The following is a 20859-nucleotide window of genomic DNA, read 5'->3' on the forward strand; positions in this document are numbered from 1 at the left end:
CAACAGAGAGGCACCCCCATCATCCCGAACAAGCCGCCCAGGTCACAACCCAGACCTCCGCCCGGCTGGTTCCTGCTGAACGCTTGCCTGGAGTTCCAGGCCCATCAGGCGATCAGTGCGCAACCAATCCAACCACAAGACCCATCAATGCAACACCAAGAGCAACAATGTCTTAGCCCACAACGACGCAGGTTAGGATAAAAGACACCATCATGACGCTGTTGCCCAGCTCCTTCGACCCCTTGCTCGTCACGTGCTCCGTGGTCGTCGCCTGGCTCGCGTCCTACGCCACCCTCACCCTCGTCTCGCAAGTCCACACCCACAAAACCCGCACACCCCTCTGGATTGCCCTGGGCGCAGTCCTCCTCGGATTTGGCATCTGGTCGATGCACTTCATCGGCATGCTCGCCTTCCGCTTACCCGAAACCGTCACGTACGACGTGCCCGGAATGATCCTCTCATGGTTGGCAGCTGTCCTGGCGTCCGGATACGCTCTCTTCATCGCCAGCCGGCCACAACCTACCCGCTTCACGTTCGGGCAAGGCGCACTGATCATGGGTGGCGCGATCAACGGCATGCATTTCCTCGGCATGCACGCCATGCACGTGAACGCCAGCGTTCAATACAATCCCGCGCTGGTCGCGCTGTCCATCCTGATTGCAGTGAGTGCCTCATGGGGCGCGTTGCAGCTGGCGCTTCACAAGGTCATCACAGGTGGAGACGATGCGCGTCCTGGGTGCCTTCCTGCTCGGCGTCGCGATTGCCGGGATGCATTACGTCGCCATGCTTGCCGCGACGTTCCACGTTCACAGTGACGGCGTCAACGATGTCCTTCAAGGGCACTTCCTGAGCGTCCGCTCGCTCGGCTGGGGTGCAGCCCTCGTCGCTACGGTCGTGCTGATCGCTGGCATCTGGGCAGTGACCATCAACGAACGCGCCGCATTGATGGCCGCCCGGGAAGCGCATACAAAACGGCGGAACGAGGAACTCGAAGATCGCGTCGCGGCACGCACCCGTGAGCTTCACTATCAAACCCAGTTGCTGCAACGGCGCAATGAAGAGTTGCAAGCCGAAACTGATGCCCTCAAAGCCTCAGTACCCCACAACTTGGATTGAGTGGTGTGCTGGAGCGGGAAAAGGCTGCATGACAAGCGCCAAAAGTGTCAGGCAGTCACTCGTGTCCCAACGCAAAGAAGCGGAAAGAAGCTCCAGGCCGTACCTGACGAGGCTCACTGCACGGCGTCCGTGTTTTTTGCGTTTGATGGGCCGCTGCTGGTGACACCACACGCCGACACGCAAACACCATGCCAAAGCCAGCGTGACTACCCCGAACAAGCGTTCCAGCCGATCCGGCCTGGTCATGGCACTCGCCTCCAGGTCGAAGCCTCTGGATTTCTGAGTGCTGAAGGTACACTCCACGGTCCAGCGCAAACGATACACCGCCCGCGTCTCGTCGATCTTCAGGTCGGTCGCCAGGGCGAGCAGTTCCCCGGCGTCGGTGCGGGTGACGACCAGTTGCATGACGTTGCCGTACACATTCGCTTTTTCGAGCAGCGCGACCACTTGTCCGGGCTGCACGTACCCCCAGCCCTCGTCGAGCCGCACGTCGTCGATCCGAGCGTCACCTCGGATGCGCAGGCAGCGTTTGATGCCGCGCCGCCTCAGAAACGTGAACCACGCCGCCCCGACGAACTCACGGTCGGCAACCAGAACACGCCACCGCTTCGCGGGCAAGACCTTGAGAAGTTGAGCGACCAAACGCTCACGCACTCCGGTGTCGCTGCTACCCCCGTGCGGCAAGGCCATCCACACGAGGGGCAAGGTGAAGCCTTCAAGCACTACGCCCAGCACAAGGAGGTTCAGGTCGGCTTCGCCGTGTTCCCAGTTCGTGCGGTCCATGGTCATGACCAGCTTCTCGTCGGGCAGCAGTGGCACGAGGAGCTTCAAGAAAACGTCGCGATCGAGCTGAGGGTCGTGTAGGCAGCGCTCGACTCGGCGCAGCTTGCTGACGGCACCGACTGTGCCGGGCAGATGGAGGGCAAGCTGGGCGTGCTTGGTCGAGCGAGCTTGAATCAGGGCGGTGACGACGTCGGCGAGGCGTTGCAGGGTATCTCGGCGTAGGAATGGCAGATGGTGCTTGATGACCTCGCCGAGCTTGGTAGGATCAGCCAGAGCGGCTTCTTGGAGCGACACACTCCCTTGATGCCGCTCTTCTTGTGTCTACGCTGCGATCAAATCGCCCTTCAGGACGTTACCCGAACCAAGTTGTGGGGTACTGAGCCTCAAAGCCTTTGCTGTGTATACAGAAACTGTAGGCACGGCCAGTGAAACGCAAGAACTCGCTGCGGCGGCCATCGAGGCCCTGAAAACAGCCACTGCTGATGTTTATCTGGCGTACTTCCAGCATCGACGCTCCCACTGGGTGAAATGCGTGGAGTTCGGCCATCATCATTTGAGTCAGGAAGCGCATCACGCTTCGCTGCAGCAGGCAGTGGAAACCCATGATCCTGTGTTCGTCAATGCCGCAAGTGACAGAGCGGCGCACGCGGTACTGCCCGTGGTGGTGGCGGGCGAAGTGCGTGGGTATCTCCTGGCGGTGCCCGCGCAGGACACCTGGAGGGAACGTGAGCGAATGGTTCTCCAGGCAGTTGTTCGTGGTCTCGCCATCGCTGAGGAGCACGTGCACCTGATTCACCGTCTGCAGCAGCGTCAGTTGCAACTCACCCGCGCGAACGAAGAACTCGAAGCGTTCTCGTACACCGTCTCGCATGACTTACGCGCGCCCGTGCGTCACATCGCCAGTTTCGCGCAGCTGCTGCGTCGTGAGTTGCCTTCAGAGCTTTCCCTACGCGCTCAGAAGTCATTCGAGATGATTGATCAATCTGCAACGCAGATGCAGGTGTTGATCGATAAGCTGCTTGACCTCGCGCGACTTTCCCGGATGGAACTTCATCGGGAAAGCGTCAACCTGGACGATTTGGTTGCGCAGATCAGCGAGCAACTCACGCTCGCCCACCCGGAACGGCAGCTGGAGTGGCGCCTGCAACCGCTGGGTGAACATTGGGGTGACGCGGGTCTGTTGCGGCAGGTGCTGGTAAATTTGCTGGGGAACGCTGTGAAGTACACCTCACGTGAAGCACTCGCCGTGATTGAGGTGTGGTGCGAACGAACCCGGCTGAAGTGGCAGTGTTCGTGCGGGACAACGGTGCTGGATTCGATCCTCGCTTTGCCGCGAAGCTGTTTGGGGTGTTTCAGCGGCTGCACACCCCCGAGGAGTTCGAAGGGACCGGTGTCGGCTTGGCGAACGTCAAACGGATCGTGGAGCGGCATGGCGGTCGGGTCTGGGCAGAAGGCGAAGTGGGCAAGGGCGCGATGTTCGCCTTTACGCTACCCAGACGGAAGAATGACCGTAACACGCAAGCTCAGCATCCGCCGGTGACGTTCGCTGATTCGTTCGCGGGGGAGGAGAAAGCGGGCAGTCAGGACTGAACGGCTTGATGTCACTCAACTTTTTGATGCGGAAGTGAGTGGGTTGTTCCTCCGGTTGTGGCGAGTTGTTGGCTTCAAGGCAACTGAGGGGCTGCGGCCAGATGGACAACCCGAAGTTCAGGTCGCCTGCTTCACGGTTTCTTGACGCGCCCTTCAACCTTTTTGAGCCACCATGCTGAATCTGAACGGCTGGGCAACATTGTCGGCGTTCTGATTCACCACCAGTCTGAGATTAACCCGATTTTGCGCAGGTGGGAATAAGCCCAAAGATAGGGGGCACCACCATGACAAACCGCAAAGTGTACACCGCCGAATTCAAACGAGATGCCGTCAACCTGGCCGAGTCCACCGGCAACGTCGCGGGCACAGCCCGAGACCTGGGGATCAGCGACTCCGTACTGCGAAAATGGATCAAAGCGGCCCAGCAGGGCATGCAAGCCTTTCCTGGGCAGGGCCGTCAGCACCTCACGCCGGAGCAGCAAGAGATCAAGCGGCTCCGACAGGAAAACGAAATCCTGCGGCAAGAACGGGAAATATTAAAAAAGGCGGCTGCCTGTCTTGGGCAGAACGGACGCCCATGAGGACGCCTGCCCGCTTCTTTGCCAAAGAAAGTCGCTGATCTTCGCGTTCATCCACGACAACCGACACGAGTTCCGCCTGGACATCTTGTGCCGAATGCTCGGGGTGGCGATCAGCGGATACTACACCTGGCGAGGAAGGCCAATCTCGCAACACCAGTTCCACGACGCAGCTCTCTCTTTGCGGATCAAAGCACTGCACGAGCAGTACAAGGGCCGCTACGGTGCTCCCCGCCTGCACATCGAACTCGCACAGGAGGGCCTGAAGTGCAGCAAGAAGCGCGTAGCTCGTCTGATGCGGACGGCTGGTCTGAGGGCCAAAGGCAAGCGCAAGCATGTCGTCACCACCGACAGCAATCACGAACTGGCTGTGGCAGAGAATCTACTGCAACGCGACTTCCAACCTCAGCAGCCTAACCAGGTCTGGGCTGGAGACATCACCTACATTCCCACCAAGGAAGGCTGGTTGTACCTGGCAGTCGTGCTGGACTTGTACTCCAGGTTGATCGTGGGGTGGTCGATGAGCGACCGTATGCCTGCCGAGCTACCGGTGGCGGCCTTGCAGATGGCTGTCCAGCGCCGGTCACCGCCTCCAGGGCTGATTCATCACAGCGACAGGGGAAGTCAGTACGCCAGTGGGCTCTTCCAGGCTGAACTCCAGCAGATCGGAGCGCAAGCCAGCATGAGTCGGCAGGGAAATTGCTGGGACAATGCCTGCGTAGAGAGTTTTTTCGCCACCCTCAAGCGAGAGCTGCTAGATAGTGAGCCGTTTGAGTCACGAGAAGCAGCCAGGGCCGCCATCTTCTCGTACCTGGAAGTCTTCTACAACCGCCAGCGCCGTCATTCGACCCTTGGCCTTGGCTACTTGACACCACACCAGGCTGACTGCCATGCTCAAGCCGCTTAACTTCCCCTACGTAAAACCGACCCAACCCCAGTCCTTCTGTTCGTGTGGCAAGAACAGCCTGGTGTTCCTTCAACTCGAACAACTTGACGCAATCCGCCGTAGGCTACGGCATGACCCAAACCTCCAGCGACCGGGTCGGCACCCGGCTGATGTTCGAAAATGACCGCATCCGTGTATGGGACTTGGTGCTCGCCCCAGGGGAAGCGCTTGAAGGGCATGTGCATCACCTGGACTTCTGCTTCATCGTCGTGCAGGGCGGGCACCTGCGTCATGTCCACCCAAGTGACTCCGGACAGGATGTGGACGTGCACTACGCGTCTGATGATGTGGTGTTTCTCGAAGCAGGCGTGGGCCTGGTGCATCATCGGCTGGTGAACGTGGGAAACGAAGCGTACCGGAATGTTGTGGTTGAGCTGAAGGAGCGCCCCGGCAACGAATAGGCCACATTCCCGCCCCCCGGGTCCTGCAGGTCAAGCCGGCAGGCTGCAGCGTGGAGACCCCCTGTGAACAAGCGTCCGCTGTCTGAGTGGCACGGGCAGTACTGGGTTAAGCTCACGGAATGAGCGTGAAGGCAAGCGAACACCAGGTCCGCGTTCTGAAGGCCTTGCGTGCTGGTGGGCTGTTGGTCATGCACACCCGTGGAGAGCGCGGCCCGTACTACACCTTAGATGGTCGCTGGCTCAGCGTGACGCTGGTGAAAGGCCTGGAAGCAGCACGCTTAATCCAGCGTGAGGGCAGTTCAGGTCGGGTCGTCGCTTCCTACCAGCTCACGCCTGCAGGAGAGTCTGCCCTCGCAGAGTGGGAAGCAGTACGGCCGCCGTTGACCAGTGAAGAAAGACGCTGAACAGCTGATCGTGAAGGATCCGAATGGACAGGCGAATGACCTGGCTTTCGCTGAGATCTCAGCACCACCGAGACACAGGGGAGTCGCGCGTGGCAATCGGAGGATGCAGTGTGTCCTTGATTTCGACGAGCTGCTGGCGCGCGGCTCGGATGGCGCGGCGTCGCCGATTAAGGCGGAGGTGCGCGAGTTCGCCAACGTGGAAGTCACGGAACTGCAACTTGACGCCGCGTGCTTGCCGCGCCTCGTCGCGCTCGCCCGCGTGCACTGGAGCTCCCAGGCCGGTAATGAGCTGAGCTTCCTCGCGTCCGAGACGTGGATCGTGGCGAACAAGCTCGCACGGCCGCGCACACCTACCGCGTGAAGTGTGCGCTGTTGCTCGCCCTCGCCGCCAGGCCGGGCGGAGAAGCCGAGCGCGTCACCCGGTATGAAGCGCACCTTGAACGAGTGCCATACAAGGCGCTGCACGAACTCGAGGCAGCGGGGACAAACGCGGAGGCAAAGCGGCGCCCCTGGCCCGCCTCGCAGTACACGGCGAGACCGAGGCGTGAAGGCCGAGGCCGAAATGTTCGGAGCATGCGAGAAGCTGAGACAGTGCGCCAGCAACTTGCTGCCACACGAACGCCCTCAGTGACTGAAGCGTGACACCATGTGCTGCGCCCGCATCACGGCGATGAGTGGAGCGTCCGCTAAATTCCGGTTAACGAGCAAGCACTTGGGAGGCAGCCGAGGCGCGATCCAGAAGGTACATCGGAACTCCTGAACCACGGCCGCAGGGAGCTGTAAGTACTTCACACTCGGATGCTCGTCAGGCCACGCAGGCTCCACTCATTCCCGCAGCCTAAGCAGTGCGCCATCACATACCGCTCCAGGGTCACGTCCGGCTTCACCTGGAATTGCGTGACACTGAGATCCGGGTGCTGGCTTCCAGGGGTCATTGAAGTACTCACCACACATCTGGCCCGGCTCATCTGCCTCCCCCAGCATCCGAGCTACCCGACTCAAACTGACGTGTCGAGATGCACCGCAACATGGCGGTCATCACTTCGACAGCCTGGGCGTTCGTAAGTCGCTGAGCGCGCACCAGGGACTGCCAGGTCTGAAAGGCCATCGCATGCTGGAGAGCAGCGGTCACGAGCACCTGCGGCCTGAATGGTTCGAGCACGGTGTCCGTCGCGGCCTGCCAGTACCGGATGTGGTTCTGCGTCGCTGATACTTCCCACATGACGGGCTTGAGGGATGCGTCGCGCAACGCCAGGGTCATCATGTGCTCTGTGGCTTGGTGATAGTCGTACGTGTCGGTGAGGGCGAGACGAGCGCGTTCGAGGGGATCTGGGATTGTGGCCCATGTTCGGTAGTCCGGTGGTGGGTGGGCTGCGTGGAAGTGCTGTGTGCACGCTTCGAAGATGGCTTTTTCGTCTGGGAAGTGTTCGTAGACGGTGGCTCGGCGTACGCCAGCTTTTTCGGCGATGGCGCTGACGGTGGTCTGCGCGGGTCCGAGTGTGCCGTGCAGATCAACGGTGGCTTGTACGATTCGGTTTCGTGTTTCTGCGGTGCGTTGTGCGCGTTGCTTCTGCTGGTATTTGCGGGTCATTTCACTGACGGGAGTGTACAGTGAAAATTGACTTTTTTCCTGAGGGCCATTACAGTAATTTCAACGTACAAACCTGTACGTTGAAATTAGATTCCGAACCCACGCCAGAAAGGAAGTCCCCTGCATGCTGACCGCCGACCTCAACCAGCTTGACAACTACCGCGTCTGGTTCGACCGCAATCCGGACGCGCTGATCGCCTCCAGCTTTCCCATTCACTCCGCTGTAGGCGCTCGAAGCACGGCCGTCGTCTACATGGAGTTCGACCCTGACTTCCTCCTGGAGCGTCACACCGATAGCGCCGAAGAAATCGTGCTGGTCCTCGAAGGCACCTTGCAGGGCACCATTGGGAACGAGCAAGCCGAGCTCACCACAGGACAGCTGGTCGTGATTCCAGCCATGGTCCCACACAGCTTCCACAACACGTCAAACACAACCGCGCGTGCCGTTGGGTTCTTCTCCAGCGCCACCGTCATCAGCACCTTCGACTCGCCCGTCCAGCCCATCAGCCGTCGGGTGCTCGTCACACCCACTTCAGCTGAAGAGCCCGACCCTGCGCTCGCATAACCGCACCCGGATCAGGCACGTCCTTTGAGTCTTTGAGGTCCTGACGCTTCCCCTGCACTCCAGCCAGCCCAAGCAGCGTGCGGCAACGAGCCAGGCAGCCCGGGCGAACTTCTTAACATGAGGACAGCACAAGGGATGCGTTTCGAGCCGCCTTGGGAGCGTCCCTACGGGAGCCTGCTCCGGATTCACACCATCAATCCTCCAACCGCTGCGCACCGGCAAGAACCGGAGCATGTGCATCCAGTCCAGGAAAGCCGCGTCGCAGTACATTCCGGCCACCTCATCTTCATGCTCAACGGTGAACGCCACGAGCTGAGCGCGGGCGAGCGGATCTGCATTCCAGCGGACACTCCGCATTTCTTCTGGAAGCCGGGGTCCGAAGACTCGTACGCAATTCAGGAATTTGTTCCCGCACTCAACACCCGAGCCTTCTTCGAAACGTACACTTACCTCACAGACAACCACAAAATTCGCGGAAACGGCCTGCCATCACTCTTCAGCCCGCGGCGCTGCTGCGGGCCTACCAGCTGGAAATGCGGCCGAGGACCGAGCCGTCCCCGTGGTGGTGCCTTCGTGCCCTGACCTGGCTGCTCGCACCGTTCGGTCAGGCGTTCGGCTATCGATCACGCTATCCGTGAACAACAGCAACGCCGCACCGAGAGTGCAACTGACAGCTGGAGTGCCCCGCTCCCGGCTTCCCGGACCATATATCTGCCCGCACGCCTGAAGGACATCAGAAATACAAGCTGGAGGGAATTATGCTGAAACGACACGCGGCCATCATGCTCACCATGTTCCTCCTCCCGGTTGCGGTGGCCGGAGGGAACAACACACGTGCAGTTCAGGGTGAAACAGTGAGCTTCAACGGGGCCAAGGTCACCACCTGGGCGAAACTCGGCTCAAATGGCGAGATCATTCAGGTGGGCGTCACCCTCCCCCTGGCAGCCGTCGAGCGAACCCCGAACAAGATGACGATGATGCAGGCGAACTTTCCTGCCGAGGTACAGCAAGCGACGTTCCTGTATAACGTCACGGTCGAGTGGAATCCGCAAGGGCATGAACCCGCAGGCCGCTACACAAATCCGCACTTCGACGTGCACTACTACACCATCGACAAGGCAGCCGTCAGGGCTATCGACTGCAAAGACCTCACGGTGATGAACGCGTCGAAGGTGCCGAAAGGTTGGTTGCCGGCGGTGCCTCCAGGCGTACCTGCGCAGGCTGTTTGTGTACCCACTATGGGCTTCCACAGCCTCCCGGCCACCGAGTTCGCTCGTCCCGGCCAGTTCCAGCCTGGGTTGTTCGAGAGGGTGATGATCGTCGGTGATTACCACGGCAGCATCATTTTCATTGAGCCGATGGTGACCCGTGAGGCTCTGTTGCGCAAGCAGAACTTCACGCTGCCCGTCCCAAGCCTGAAGACCATCGACCACAACACGCTCGTCCCGACGCGCTTCAATGCGGTGTACGATCCCCAGCGGAAGGTGTACGACTTCGTGCTCAGCGACTTCCGTATGGCGAGGTAACAAGGACTCGGGTTCTGGCGTTGCAACCGGTCACGCCTGACCTCCTCAGGGTTGCGTGAAGTTGTTTGTGGCCAAGGGAGAAGAGGTTGAAGGCCATACCGCTCGGGGATTACTCAACCCTCAAGCGGTTCGTCGTGCCACTTCGTACCAAGTTCGCACACCTAAAATCAAGGTGCTACGGCGCGTCTTGGCGGGTGTTCGAGCACGTGTACAACGAAACAGGTTCGAGAGGCGCGTGGGTGACCAGGAAGCGCTGCGTGCAGTCAATATTTCGAAAACATCGTTGCTCTTGGGCAGAACGGACGCGCGCAAGCCCTCAAACCGCTTTGAGGGCTGCTCTGCGCAAGACGCCCTTCAGGACGCCTGCCTGCGTCTCGGGCAGAACGGACGCCCTTCAGGACGCCTGCCCGCTGCCGTTCCTGATCCCGTGTGGAACGATGGCTTTGCTCGATCAAGTTGTTTTTCCTCGCGTCCGCCCGTACTTGGACGTGCTCTGCTCGTGCCAAGCCGGGCACTTCGCGCACTGCCGCGCCGTAATTCCACAGCTCGTCCATGACCCTTTGCTCAGGGGCGTCGTACTCGTTGAGCAGCCGATGGAAAAAGCGCATGGCTGCTTTGGTGTCCCGATGTTTCTGTAGCCACACGTCGAGGACGTCGCCGTGCTCGTTCACCGCCCGCCAGCGGCCAGGCGGCTGATGCCGTCCGTTCTGGCCAAGACGCGGCCAGGCGGCTGATGCCGTCCGTTCTGGCCAAGACACAACCAATGCACTGTGTCGCCGAGCACCACGCGCACTTCGTCCATGTGCCAAGTCTTACCGCGCCACACTTCCCGCTGCCGTAGAAGGTCGGCGTATTGGGGGCCAAACCGCTGATACCAAGAGCGCACGGTTTCGTGGCTCACGTCCACGCCGCGCTGGACGAGCAGTTCCTGGACATCTCGGTAGGACAGGGTGAAGCGGTGGTACAGGTAAACCGCGTGGGCGCTGACCGTCTTCGAGTGACCGTAGCCCTCAACAACTTGACGCAACTGTTATGCCCCCTCTGTTATGCCCCGGTGTACGCTACTCCACCGAAGCAGGACGCGAGTTCTGGTATGGACCTTCGCTGAATGGTCCAGAAGTACAGGCTGAACAGTACTGACGTACACGTGTCGTCCAGCCGCAATGATCTCTGGAGTGCGGTCGCGCACGGGTTTGTGGTCCGTCTTCAGTCCTGCCATTGTGCCAAGACGGGCTCGCGCGGCTTTCCCGACACCCTCACTTCAAATTGGTGCCTGAACGCGCGGAATCGAGCACCGCCCGAATCACGCTCAGTGTGAGCCGCAAGTCTTCCTGCGGCCAGCCCACGAGCCCGGCCGTCCGGTGCGGGGCGATCACGTGTTTGGCGTTGGACGACATTCCCAGCAGCGCCCGGTATGCCCGGCGCCGCGCCGTTTCGAGTTTCGCCAAGTCTTGCCGACCGCCATACGCTTTCGCCGTTTCCGTCCATTCCGAGCGGCCCGCCGTGACCACCGCCAGCGGTTTGCCACCCAGCACGCCCTGAAACGGCAACCGGTTGAATTCATCCTCGGTGGAAGGAAAGCCGGGGTCGTGGCCGCGCACGTCGCGGCGCAAGTGCGTGACCACAAGCGGTTCGTTCGCCTGCATTTGGGGCAGCGCGGCGCGGTAGCGGGCCAGTAACTCTCGGCGCAGCACGCCGCCGTCAATGAGGACCATCCCGGCCACTTCCTGTGGGTGCTGTTGCGCGTAGTAACGCATGATCTCCGCGCCGTACTCCAAGCCCACCAACACGTACGGGCCACGCTCATTCACCCGTCCCAGCAAGGCGCGCAGCTCGCGCACGCCACCCGCGTACCCGTTCGCCTGCAACGGCCCTTGATCGCTGAGGTTGACGCCGGAGCGGTCATACACGCACGCCCGGGAGGTACGAGTCAGCGCGGGAAACACGGTGTCCCATGTCGCGGACCCGCGTGTGAGCCCACCCGCGAGGATAACAGCAGCGTTTTGCGTGTGCGGTCCCGCGCACGTGATCCACAAGCGGTACCCACCGACGTCATACCATCCCTCGACGTGGCCCGCGCTTCTCACTGCCGCTGCAGGCGCGGTCAGGAGGAGCGTGAGCGTCACGCTGAGCAGAACGTTCAGCATTCTTCGGTTCACGCGGCTCCTTCTTTCATGTGCCGTACCAACGTCCCGAAAGGCGATCGAATCGGTTGTCGTCTCGATGGCTTTCAGTGTGAACCTCCTCAGGCGCGCGCAACCTGCGGGGGCACAGTGTGGAGGTCTGGTCAGAAGCGCGCGAGGTCCCACGGGCCCTGCGATGCGACACGACCTGGACGATGTCTCGCGGAGCGTGAAGCCCTCCGAAACAAAGCGGCCCGCGACGTCGTCTGCCAGCACGGGCGCGAGTTGGGATAGAACCGTCGACACCACGAGCGACAGTCTCGTGGCTGACGTTCATGCCGCACCGAGACACCCGACTTGACGCAGATTGACGCAATCGGTCAATCGTGAGGTGCCGCAGTCGAAGCGGGGGTTGGGGACGCGACAGATCCATTATGATAGCAACAGAATGAATGAGTGGCCGGAGCTTACTCCTCAAGATCGAGGTCGCCCCCGCAAGATCATTCACGCCGACGCCGACGCCTTCTTCGCCTCCGTAGAAGTCCGCGACAACCCAAAACTGAAAGGCCAGGCGCTGGCGGTCGCCTGGAAAGGCCCGCGCAGTGTCGTCACCACCGCCACCTATGAAGCCAGGAAGTACGGCGTGCGCAGCGCCATGCCGCTCCGGACGGCCCTCGCACGCTGCCCGCACCTGCTGGTCGTCGAACCCCGCATGGACGCCTACCGCGAAGCCAGCCGCCTCATGCAGGGCGTTTTCCTGGAGTACACCGATCTGGTGGAACCTTTGTCACTCGATGAAGCCTACCTGGACGTCACCCATCCCCGACAAGGCGGTCCATCTGCCACCCGCATCGCGCAACACATCAAACGTGAAGTGCACAAACGCACGGATGGCCTGACCGTCACGGCGGGCGTGAGCAGTTCGAAGTTCGTCGCGAAGCTCGCCAGCAGCATGAACAAACCCGACGGCCTGACCGTGATCGTGCCCGAACAGGTGGACGAGCTGGTCGCGAAACTGCCGGTAAGTGACTTTTACGGCATCGGACCGAAAACCGCCGAGCGGATGGCAACCCTGGGAGTGCGGACCGGCGCGGACCTTCGGAGAGTGAGTTTGCAGGACCTGCTGGCGCATTTCGGCAAGAGCGGAGAGCATTATTACCAGATTGCGCGGGGTATCGACGAACGCCCGGTGGATCCAAGGGATGACCGCAAAAGTGTCGGTGCCGAGGAGACCTTCGATCAGGACGAAGGAAACCTGGAGAAGCTCCACCTGGCTCTGGCGCCCATCGCCGGGCGGGTGCAGGCACGGCTCGCCCGGCACGCGCTGGCGGGCCGGGTGGTGACACTGAAAGTCAAGTTTCACTCGTTCGAGCTGCTCACGCGCCGGGTGACGCTGCCCGTGCCCGTCAAGGACGCCCGTGAGGTCCTGCGGGTCGCGTCGACATTACTGACCGAGGAGTTGCTGGCCGGGCGGCCGGTGCGGCTGTTGGGCATCAGCGTGAGTGCCCTGGAAGATGAAAACGGCAGCCGCACCTTCCAGTTGCCACTCTTTGAACTGTTCTGATCGATAGCGTCAAGTTGTTGGAACGGCACGGAGGGCCGTACTGCTCGCGAGTCTCTCAGGTTTCAGGCGGCTTGACGTGCCACTTCATACCAAGGCTCACATCTGGGGGTCAGGTGACTGCGCAGCTGTGAGAGGAATACCCCGGTTGGGGTGAAAATCAAGCCAGGTCAGCCTTTTTTGCAGCAAACAGGCAGCCGGCAGCGGTGTTCGTTGGCCTGTCCATTCGCTCCGAGGAAAGCAGCCAGAGCAAATATCTGATCGTGCCTCACGAGCGCGGTGTCTCACTGGTTCCTACGCCCGCCTACGGGAAATTCGAGAAGCACAGAAACAGAACAGGAAGCTGAGAAGCGCGCACTCAAAGAATGGAATGGGTTGAAAGTCATCAAGCGACCAGCCACTCAAGGCCGGTTACCGGACAGGAAAAAGGGCGCCAGACGGGGTTCAGCCAACCTTACGACTTTCACGCCGCACCCGGCGAGCCAGCGGATACTGCGAGGTGATGACGTTCTCTCCCGAGTCTTCCGGCTTCGTGCAGGTGCGTGGTGCGCGGGAACACAACCTCAAGGACATCTCCGTGAGCATTCCACGTGACGCCCTGGTGGTGTTCACCGGAGTGTCCGGGTCAGGGAAATCCTCCCTGGCCTTTGGAACGCTGTATGCCGAGGCACAACGGCGTTATCTCGAATCCGTCTCACCTTACGCCCGGCGCCTGTTTCATCAGGTGGGCGCACCGAACGTGGACGCCATTCATGGCCTGCCTCCTGCCGTCGCCTTGCAACAGCAACGTGGTGCACCAACTGCCCGCTCCTCGGTGGGGAGTGTCACCACCCTGTCAAACCTGCTGCGGATGCTGTATTCCCGTGCGGGGGAGTACCCGGAAGGGCAGGAGATCGTGTACGCCGAGGGGTTCTCACCCAACACCCCGGAAGGAGCCTGCCCGGGGTGTCACGGTCTCGGCCACGTCTATGAAGTGACGGAGGCTTCGATGGTTCCTGATCCGTCACTCACCATCCGCGAGCGGGCCGTGGCGGCCTGGCCGCAAGCCTGGGGCGGACAGAATCAACGCGACATCCTGGTAACGCTCGGCATCGACGTGGACGTGCCCTGGCGGGACCTGCCGCAGTCGACGCGGGACTGGATTCTGTTCACGGACGAGCAACCAGTCGTGCCGGTGTACCCCGGCCTGACTCCTGAAGAAACCCGGCAGGCTGCCGAACGCAAGCTTTCACCCAGCTACATGGGCACGTTCAGCAGCGCCCGGCGGCACGTCATGCATACCTTCGCGCACAGCGAGAGCGCGGCGATGAGGCGGCGCGTGCAGCGCTACATGATCGCTACACAATGCCTGGTCTGTCACGGGAAGCGACTGCGGCACGAAGCCCTGGCGGTCACGTTTGCGGGCTATGACATCACTGAATTCTCGCGCCTGCCGCTCAAGCAGGTGGCCGAGCTCCTGCGCCCGTACGTCGAAGGAAAGGAGCGCGGCCACACCCAGCGCGCCGACCGTCATCCCGAGCAGGTCATCGCGCAGAGACGCATGGCCGAGGATCTGGCCGCCCGCCTCGAGGTGCTGCTCAACCTTGGGCTGGGCTATCTGCAGCTTGAACGTTCGACGCCGACCCTTTCGCCCGGGGAGTTGCAGCGCCTGCGCCTCGGGACACAGCTGTACTCCAATCTGTTCGGCGTCGTCTATGTCCTTGATGAACCGTCGGCGGGACTGCATCCGGCGGATACGGAAGCGCTGCTCGCGGCGCTGGACGGCCTGAAAGTTGCCGGAAACTCCTTGTTCGTCGTCGAGCACGATCTGAACGTCATTCGGCGGGCGGACTGGCTGGTCGACGTGGGGCCCGCCGCAGGGGAGCAGGGCGGTGAAATTCTCTACAGCGGACCGCCAAAGGGCTTGCGCAAAGTGACGACATCCCAGACTGCCCGGTACCTCTTTCGGGAGGAACGTGCTGAACTACACGAGCCCCGCGCACCTTCCGGCTGGCTGGAACTGAGCAGGGTGACACGCAACAACCTGAGCAAGCTCAGTGTCCGCTTTCCACTCGGCGTGCTGACTGCCGTTACGGGTGTCTCGGGCTCAGGCAAATCGACGCTGGTGAGTCAGGTGCTGGTCGATACCCTGATGGCACACTTCGGTCAGAAAGTCATATCAGAGGACGAGGAGGACGCCGAAGACACCTCACCGGTGACCGTCGCGCAGCTTGGCGGGAACCTGGCCTCTCTCGCTCGTCTGGTCAGGGTGGATCAAAAGCCGATCGGTCGAACGCCGAGAAGCAACATGGCCACGTACACCGGTCTGTTGGATCACGTCCGCAAGCTGTTCGCGGCCACTCCACTTGCGAAGAAGCGCAAGTACAGCGCTGGCCGCTTCTCCTTCAACGTGAAGGGTGGCCGCTGCGAGCACTGTCAGGGTGAAGGCTGGGTCATGGTGGAACTGCTGTTCCTGCCGAGCGTATATGCACCGTGCCCGGTCTGCCACGGGGCACGCTATGACGCCACGACCCTTGAAGTCGAGTACCAGGGCAAAAACATCGCGGAGGTACTCGGCATGACGGTGGACACCGCCTGGGATTTTTTCAGAGACGACCCGTTGGTCTTCCGGACACTCAACACCCTCCGCGAGGTGGGGCTAAGTTACCTGCGGCTCGGGCAGCCCGCGACAGAACTCTCCGGTGGTGAAGCGCAGCGCATCAAGCTCGCCACGGAGTTGCAGCGCAACGGTCGGGGTACGAGCATCTATGTCCTGGACGAGCCAACCACCGGACTTCACCCCGCTGACGTGCAACTCCTGATCCGCCAGCTTACTCGGCTGGTCGACACGGGGAACACGGTCATCACCGTCGAACATGACATGCAGGTGGTGGCCAGCAGCGACTGGGTGATTGACATCGGCCCCGGAGCCGGTGACGAAGGCGGGCAGATCGTCGCGCAGGGAACACCGCGGGAAGTGGCGCAGGCGCGACGAAGCCGCACTGCCCCCTACCTGGCTCAGGCCCTCGGTATTGATTGACGCCAGCAAGCGTGAGATGGCTTCCCGGACACACGGGCCCCTGGACCTCTTTCCGAAATCGGCAGTATCGGTCCTATGGCGGTGGTCTGGACTCGGGTTCGGGTGCGCGGTGAAGTGACAGGCGGTCCCGGCCGCCATGAAGCGCAGCGACCTGTAGCCTTCTTGTATGCCACTGTCAGCACGCTTCGAGTCGGCCCTCGGTTACGCCGCCCAACTGCACGCTCCGCAGAAACGCAAAGGCGCTGACATCCCGTACGTCGCGCACCTGCTGGCGGTCACGAGCATCGCCCTTGAGTTCGGAGCGGACGAGGACGAAGCCATTGCTGCGCTGCTGCACGACGCCATCGAGGATGGCCCCGAGAACACCAGGCGGACGCCTGCCGACATCAAGGCCGACATCCTGTACCGCTACGGCAGCAAGGTCCTGGCGGTCGTGCAGGGCTGCACCGATGCCGAGCCCCTGCCCGGTCAGAAGAAGCCCGCCTGGCAGGACCGCAAACAGGCGTACATCGAACATCTGCAGCATGCAGATGCTTCCGCCCGGTTCGTGTCCGCCTGCGACAAGCTCCACAACGCCCGCTCGATCCTGCTCGACTACCTCACGCATGGGGAGACCGTCTTCGACCGCTTTACCGGAAAACGGGACGGCACCCTCTGGTACTACCAGGCGCTGGTGGAGACCTTCCAGAGAACCGATGACGGCAGCCGCGCCGGGTACACCCACCTCACTGCGGCACTCGCACGGACTGTGCAGGCCCTCATGTCAGAGGTAAGGGCCTGAGGGAGGCGCCCGGCATTGCTGCTCACCCTTCTGTTGAGCCTCCTGACGCCCGCGATAGCCCGCAGTGTCCAAAAGTGCGGCGCGTCTGTTTCATTGACTCAATTCGCGTGATGAAGCAAGGCAGATGAGGTTGACCCGCTTTTGTGCAGGTGGCAATCAGCCCGAAGATAGGGGGCACCACCGTGACGAGCCGCAAAACGCACAGCGCCGAATTCAAACGGGATGCCATCAACCGGGCCGAGTACACGGGTCACGTCTCTGGCACGGCCAGAGACTTCGGGGTCAGCGACGCTGTACTGCGCAAGTGGATCAAAGCCTCCCAGCGGCAGGGCATGCAGGCCTTCCCTGGGCAGGGCCGCCAACTCTCGGGTGAGCAGGAAGAAATCAAGCGACTCAGGCAGGAAAACGATTTCTGCGGCAGGAAGGAAAATTTCCAAGAAAAGCCGCGGTATGTCCTGGGCAGGACGGACGCCCATGAGGACACCACACGATCACCTTCCGCCAACTTTTATCACGCAAACCCTCGTCATCATCAGGGTCACTTCTCTCAGGCCCCGTCGACTCTCAACAGGACGATACCGTGAACACAAAAACCGCAGTGCGCAGAAGAGTCCTCAAGATCCTCGCCGGTGGAGTGGCAGCAGTTGCCGCCGCTCGTTACCTGCGGACTCCAAAAGAAAGGACGGACATGTTCACCGTTTACACCTTCGGCGACTCCATCCTCGATTGTGGGCGCTACAACCCGTACAACATCCATCCAGCTCAATTGATCGTCCACAACAACGACACTCACTTCCCTGAATTCAAAGGTCAGGACCTCAGCAGCAGGTTCCCTGCAACCTACGAACACCGGGCCGTTGACGGTGCCACCGTCGACGACCTTCCCAGCCAGACACGAGGACTCACCGTCGACGGCCCAGCCGTCGCCCTCCTCACCATTGGTGGAAACGACCTCATTCGGGGCCTCTCAGCAGACACAGGGCCAGCAGTTGAGGCTTTCGAGCAAAAACTCGACCGCTTCCTGCAAAGCCTGCCCATTCGGCCGGTCCTCCTCGGCACCGTGTACGACCCGACCTTTGGCGATGACCGCCAGAACTTCCTGTCCACCCCTGCTGGAATTGCTCGCCGAAACCACAAACGCGTCAATACCGTCATTACTCAGCTGGGAGAACGGTATGGCGGTACGGTCGATCTGCACGCTCATTTCCTGAGCGGCGATCCATCATGGTTCACCAGCGTCATCGAGCCAAGCCTGACCGGCGCTTCTGAAGTTCGCCGCGCCTTCCTTCACGCGATCCTCGCCTCCGGATCGTGACCGGTGAGCGTCATAGACGAGACGTTCAAGACCACCCTCGCCCGTGGCCGATGAAGCAACAGCGGCGCGCGATTGGGAATCAGCCTCACCGGCATTCAGGCATACGCGTCTGCAAAAGCCGCGCAGATCGGCCTCACGCGGCAACTCGCGCCTGAACCCGGCGAGTGGGGCATCACCGTGAACAACGTCGCGCCTCGCTTTGTGCGCAGCAACCCCACCACCGAGAAGCAATGGGAAAGTTACGGTGAGGATGGCGAACGGCGCCTGCTGCAGGACGTCGCCCTGAAACGCCTTGGCTCTCCCGAAGACATCGCGCACGCCGTGCTGTTCTTCGCGTCGGACTTCGCGGGTTGGGTGACCGAGCAGGTGCTCAGCGTGGACGGCGGGAAATGACCGGTGGAACCACCGAGCGTTCCTTCACGCTCGCGCCAACGCTACCCGGTGTAGCGTTGGGAGCATGACCATCACGCAACGAAACCTCGGCCCGTCCGGCCTGCAAGTGTCACTGACCGGTCTCGGGTGCAACAACTTCGGTGGGCGCCTCAATCTCGACCAGTCACGCGAAGTCGTCCACGCCGCCCTCGACGAAGGCATCACCCTCTTCGACACTGCCGACGTGTACGGCAATCGCGGCGGCTCCGAAGAAATCCTCGGCGAGCTGCTCGAAGGCGAACGTGAACGCGTCGTCCTCGCCACCAAGTTTGCCCTCCCCATGAACGACGAGGGCACGAAACAAGGCGCTTCACGCCGCTACATTCTGCAGGCCCTGCACGCCAGCCTCAAACGCCTGCGCACCGACCACATCGATTTGTACCAGCTCCACCGGCCCGATCCGCACACCCCCATCGAGGAGACGCTGCGCGCCCTGGGTGACCTGATCCGCCAGGGCATGGTTCGGTACATCGGCTGCTCCAACCTCCCCGCCTGGCAGGTGATGGACGCCCACTGGACCGCCCGTTCCCTCGGCCTGGAGGGCTTCATCTCCTGCCAGGACGAATACAGTCTGCTCGTCCGCGATCCGCAGCGCGAACTCCTCCCCGCCATGCAACACCTCGGGCTCGGCCTCCTCCCCTACTTCCCTCTCGCGAGTGGCCTGCTCACCGGCAAGTACCAACGCGGGCAACCTCTCCCGGAAGGCGCCCGCCTCACTACCACTCCCCGCCTCGCCGACCGGGTCCTCACCGACGAGAACTGGCAGACCGTCGAGAACCTGCGCGCCTTCGCCGAGGACCGCGGGCATTCCCTGCTCGACCTCGCCTTCAGCTGGCTCGCCGCCAACCCCCAGGTGAGCAGCATCATCGCGGGTGCCACCAGCGCCGAACAGGTCCGGCAGAACGTCCGTGCTGCCTCCTGGACCCTCACGCCCGAAGACCTCACCGAAATTCAGCGCATCACCACACCCCAACCCGCATAAAGGACCCTACGTATCGCCGCAATCCCACCGTGGGCGGGTGAACGTACCCCCGCGAAGCATGGGGAGTTTTCGAAGCGCCACCGCTTGACCGTGTGGATGACTTTTGGCATGTCGTATTTCTTCAACAGACGGCGTACCCAGTGATGGCGAGCGGAATTGGCAGCCGGGAAGCTCCTGACGGCCCAGCATTGCGTCACCCTCCCTCAACAACCTGCCAAAACCTTACGCCCGCTGCTTCGGTGCTTGCAGGGCGAGGTCAGGACGGTCCGTCGTGATCTGCCGGATGGGCTGGCTCAGCCAGTACTCGATTTCCACTTCCTCGTTCGGCACCCAGACCCCGAGGCGTTCGTCACCGAAGCGCGTGGAGAACCAGACGCTCTCCAGCCTCAGCAGTGACTTCTCTACGGCGATGTACACGCCAGGAATAGCGTCCAGCCGCCGTGTAGCTTCCTCCAGCCCTCCGAGCTTCTCGACCGACCGGGCCTCCAGGGACGCAAGCACTGGCAGCGACGGGTCAATCTGCCGCACCCTCTCCAGCACTTCCGGGACGAAGCAGGTCAGAATCGCCTGGTGTTGCATGTCATGGCGCTTGATCGTGTCGATCACGCTGGCCTCGAGCTGCGGGTACGGGTTGCCGGACGCGTCCGTCTTCAGTTCGATGTGCAGTTCCAGTGGGCTGTCCCGAAATACCTCCAGCACTTGCTCAAAACTGGGGATACCCTCGGTACTTCCACGGAGGCGTGTGGCCTGCAGTTCCTCCAGCGTCCTGGCATTGACGGCACCGCAGCCGAAGGTCGTCTGATCGAGTGTGGCGTCGTGAATGACCACCAGCGCACCGTCGAGCGTGGGGTGAACGTCAAACTCGACGCCGTCCACGCCGAGCGTGATGAGTTTGCGGAAACCCTCGAGGCTGTTCTCCGGCCAAAGGCCGCGTGCACCACGATGACCGATGATCTTCACCATAAAAACTCCCTGGGTGCTCATTTTGTTGAGGGGTCCTTGGCGCCGTGAGGCAGGCACGGATGATGCCATCGTACTTGAGTTCCGTGACCGCTCTGGCAGGTCCTGCAGCTGCCTGCAATGGGTGGCGCGCTCCGAACCATTCGGAACGCCAGCATACGCAAGCCAATCAGGGAAAGGTTGGTT

23 protein-coding genes and 2 pseudogenes are annotated in these 20859 nt (G+C 61.6%); 17 read left to right on the forward strand and 8 right to left on the reverse strand.

Annotation, left to right across the window (positions count from 1 at the left end; translation table 11 throughout):
- The first annotated feature begins 212 nt into the window (after positions 1-212).
- Together DEIPE_RS08335 and DEIPE_RS08340 are read left to right on the forward strand one after the other, a co-directional pair.
- The gene (locus DEIPE_RS08335) at positions 213-815 is read left to right on the forward strand and encodes an MHYT domain-containing protein (protein WP_015235536.1); all 603 of its coding nucleotides are present in this window, start codon (positions 213-215) and stop codon (positions 813-815) included.
- Positions 784-1116 carry a hypothetical protein gene (locus DEIPE_RS08340; RefSeq protein ID WP_041230788.1) on the forward strand — a complete coding sequence of 111 codons (333 nt, stop codon included), beginning with the start codon at positions 784-786 and terminating at the stop codon, positions 1114-1116. Before DEIPE_RS08335 ends, DEIPE_RS08340 begins: the two co-directional genes overlap by 32 nt.
- Here the strand turns inward: DEIPE_RS08340 and DEIPE_RS08345 are convergent.
- Both DEIPE_RS08345 and DEIPE_RS24900 read right to left on the reverse strand, forming a co-directional pair.
- Entirely contained in the window at positions 1093-2193 is a 1101-nt protein-coding gene (locus DEIPE_RS08345) for an IS4 family transposase (RefSeq protein ID WP_015231253.1), read from the reverse strand. The genes DEIPE_RS08340 and DEIPE_RS08345 overlap by 24 nt on opposite strands.
- 58 nt (positions 2194-2251) lie before the next feature.
- Positions 2252-2770 (reverse strand): hypothetical protein, encoded by a 519-nt coding sequence (locus tag DEIPE_RS24900; RefSeq protein ID WP_041230789.1) that lies wholly within the window; start codon positions 2768-2770, stop codon positions 2252-2254.
- A 15-nt stretch (positions 2771-2785) separates the two neighbouring features.
- On the opposite strand from DEIPE_RS24900, the pseudogene DEIPE_RS25490 reads away from it, so the two are divergent.
- Positions 2786-2875, forward strand: a pseudogene (locus DEIPE_RS25490) (hypothetical protein); the annotation flags it as partial.
- On the opposite strand, the gene DEIPE_RS08355 reads toward DEIPE_RS25490, so the two are convergent.
- Positions 2861-3061 carry a hypothetical protein gene (locus DEIPE_RS08355; RefSeq protein WP_041230790.1) on the reverse strand — a complete coding sequence of 67 codons (201 nt, stop codon included), beginning with the start codon at positions 3059-3061 and terminating at the stop codon, positions 2861-2863. The pseudogene DEIPE_RS25490 and the gene DEIPE_RS08355 overlap by 15 nt on opposite strands.
- A gap of 98 nt (positions 3062-3159) precedes the next feature.
- Between DEIPE_RS08355 and DEIPE_RS08360 the strand changes: the two genes are divergently transcribed.
- The 4 genes and pseudogenes from DEIPE_RS08360 (at position 3160) to DEIPE_RS08385 (ending at position 6179) form a co-directional block, all read left to right on the forward strand.
- The gene (locus DEIPE_RS08360) at positions 3160-3489 is read left to right on the forward strand and encodes a sensor histidine kinase (protein WP_157448815.1); all 330 of its coding nucleotides are present in this window, start codon (positions 3160-3162) and stop codon (positions 3487-3489) included.
- Between the two features lie 284 nt (positions 3490-3773).
- Positions 3774-4974, forward strand: a pseudogene (locus tag DEIPE_RS08370) (IS3 family transposase).
- A 110-nt stretch (positions 4975-5084) separates the two neighbouring features.
- Positions 5085-5414: a cupin domain-containing protein gene (locus DEIPE_RS08375; RefSeq protein ID WP_015235538.1), complete on the forward strand. Its 330-nt coding sequence runs from the start codon at positions 5085-5087 to the stop codon at positions 5412-5414.
- A 507-nt stretch (positions 5415-5921) separates the two neighbouring features.
- On the forward strand, positions 5922-6179 hold the full coding sequence (locus DEIPE_RS08385; protein ID WP_015235540.1) for a hypothetical protein: 258 nt from the start codon (positions 5922-5924) through the stop codon (positions 6177-6179).
- A 603-nt stretch (positions 6180-6782) separates the two neighbouring features.
- Here DEIPE_RS08385 and DEIPE_RS23045 read toward each other — a convergent pair.
- Positions 6783-7409, reverse strand: coding sequence for a TetR/AcrR family transcriptional regulator (locus DEIPE_RS23045; protein ID WP_015235542.1), 627 nt, complete (start codon positions 7407-7409; stop codon positions 6783-6785).
- 124 nt (positions 7410-7533) lie between these two features.
- Between DEIPE_RS23045 and DEIPE_RS22135 the strand changes: the two genes are divergently transcribed.
- The 3 genes from DEIPE_RS22135 to DEIPE_RS08405 all read left to right on the forward strand — a co-directional run bounded on the left by DEIPE_RS22135 (position 7534) and on the right by DEIPE_RS08405 (position 9500).
- Positions 7534-7974 (forward strand): cupin domain-containing protein, encoded by a 441-nt coding sequence (locus DEIPE_RS22135; RefSeq protein WP_015235543.1) that lies wholly within the window; start codon positions 7534-7536, stop codon positions 7972-7974.
- A gap of 135 nt (positions 7975-8109) precedes the next feature.
- A complete protein-coding gene (locus tag DEIPE_RS25495; protein ID WP_015235544.1) occupies positions 8110-8556 on the forward strand; it encodes a cupin domain-containing protein in 447 nt (148 codons plus the stop codon).
- 176 nt (positions 8557-8732) lie between these two features.
- Complete coding sequence (locus DEIPE_RS08405; RefSeq protein ID WP_015235545.1) at positions 8733-9500, forward strand: DUF5602 domain-containing protein; 768 nt, start codon at positions 8733-8735, stop codon at positions 9498-9500.
- 263 nt (positions 9501-9763) lie between these two features.
- On the opposite strand, the gene DEIPE_RS08410 is transcribed toward DEIPE_RS08405, so the two are convergent.
- From DEIPE_RS08410 to DEIPE_RS22140, 3 genes are all read right to left on the reverse strand, one after another.
- Positions 9764-10171, reverse strand: a complete 408-nt coding sequence (locus DEIPE_RS08410; protein ID WP_041230792.1) for a DDE-type integrase/transposase/recombinase — start codon at positions 10169-10171, stop codon at positions 9764-9766.
- Positions 10168-10527: an IS6 family transposase gene (locus tag DEIPE_RS23895; RefSeq protein WP_052326665.1), complete on the reverse strand. Its 360-nt coding sequence runs from the start codon at positions 10525-10527 to the stop codon at positions 10168-10170. The genes DEIPE_RS08410 and DEIPE_RS23895 overlap by 4 nt, the downstream gene beginning before the upstream one ends.
- Positions 10528-10756: 229 nt before the next feature.
- Entirely contained in the window at positions 10757-11659 is a 903-nt protein-coding gene (locus DEIPE_RS22140) for an alpha/beta fold hydrolase (protein ID WP_015235546.1), read from the reverse strand.
- Between the two features lie 412 nt (positions 11660-12071).
- Here DEIPE_RS22140 and dinB point away from each other — a divergent pair, with 412 nt between their 5' ends.
- The 7 genes from dinB to DEIPE_RS08455 all read left to right on the forward strand — a co-directional run bounded on the left by dinB (position 12072) and on the right by DEIPE_RS08455 (position 19713).
- The gene (dinB, locus tag DEIPE_RS08425) at positions 12072-13187 is read left to right on the forward strand and encodes a DNA polymerase IV (RefSeq protein WP_015235547.1); all 1116 of its coding nucleotides are present in this window, start codon (positions 12072-12074) and stop codon (positions 13185-13187) included.
- A gap of 499 nt (positions 13188-13686) precedes the next feature.
- Complete coding sequence (locus DEIPE_RS08430; protein WP_015235548.1) at positions 13687-16203, forward strand: excinuclease ABC subunit UvrA; 2517 nt, start codon at positions 13687-13689, stop codon at positions 16201-16203.
- A gap of 166 nt (positions 16204-16369) precedes the next feature.
- Entirely contained in the window at positions 16370-16984 is a 615-nt protein-coding gene (locus DEIPE_RS08435) for an HD domain-containing protein (protein WP_015235549.1), read from the forward strand.
- 182 nt (positions 16985-17166) lie between these two features.
- Entirely contained in the window at positions 17167-17568 is a 402-nt protein-coding gene (locus DEIPE_RS25500; protein WP_157448817.1) for a transposase, read from the forward strand.
- 104 nt (positions 17569-17672) lie between these two features.
- Positions 17673-18299 carry an SGNH/GDSL hydrolase family protein gene (locus tag DEIPE_RS08445; RefSeq protein WP_085931710.1) on the forward strand — a complete coding sequence of 209 codons (627 nt, stop codon included), beginning with the start codon at positions 17673-17675 and terminating at the stop codon, positions 18297-18299.
- Between the two features lie 72 nt (positions 18300-18371).
- A complete protein-coding gene (locus DEIPE_RS08450) occupies positions 18372-18692 on the forward strand; it encodes an SDR family NAD(P)-dependent oxidoreductase (protein WP_245557614.1) in 321 nt (106 codons plus the stop codon).
- Between the two features lie 64 nt (positions 18693-18756).
- Positions 18757-19713 carry an aldo/keto reductase gene (locus DEIPE_RS08455; RefSeq protein WP_015235552.1) on the forward strand — a complete coding sequence of 319 codons (957 nt, stop codon included), beginning with the start codon at positions 18757-18759 and terminating at the stop codon, positions 19711-19713.
- A gap of 222 nt (positions 19714-19935) precedes the next feature.
- On the opposite strand, the gene DEIPE_RS08460 is transcribed toward DEIPE_RS08455, so the two are convergent.
- Positions 19936-20676 carry a glycerophosphodiester phosphodiesterase family protein gene (locus tag DEIPE_RS08460; RefSeq protein ID WP_015235553.1) on the reverse strand — a complete coding sequence of 247 codons (741 nt, stop codon included), beginning with the start codon at positions 20674-20676 and terminating at the stop codon, positions 19936-19938.
- Positions 20677-20859: the final 183 nt, after the last annotated feature.

It is taken from the genome of Deinococcus peraridilitoris DSM 19664 (assembly GCF_000317835.1).
GTDB classification, from domain to species: domain Bacteria; phylum Deinococcota; class Deinococci; order Deinococcales; family Deinococcaceae; genus Deinococcus_A; species Deinococcus_A peraridilitoris.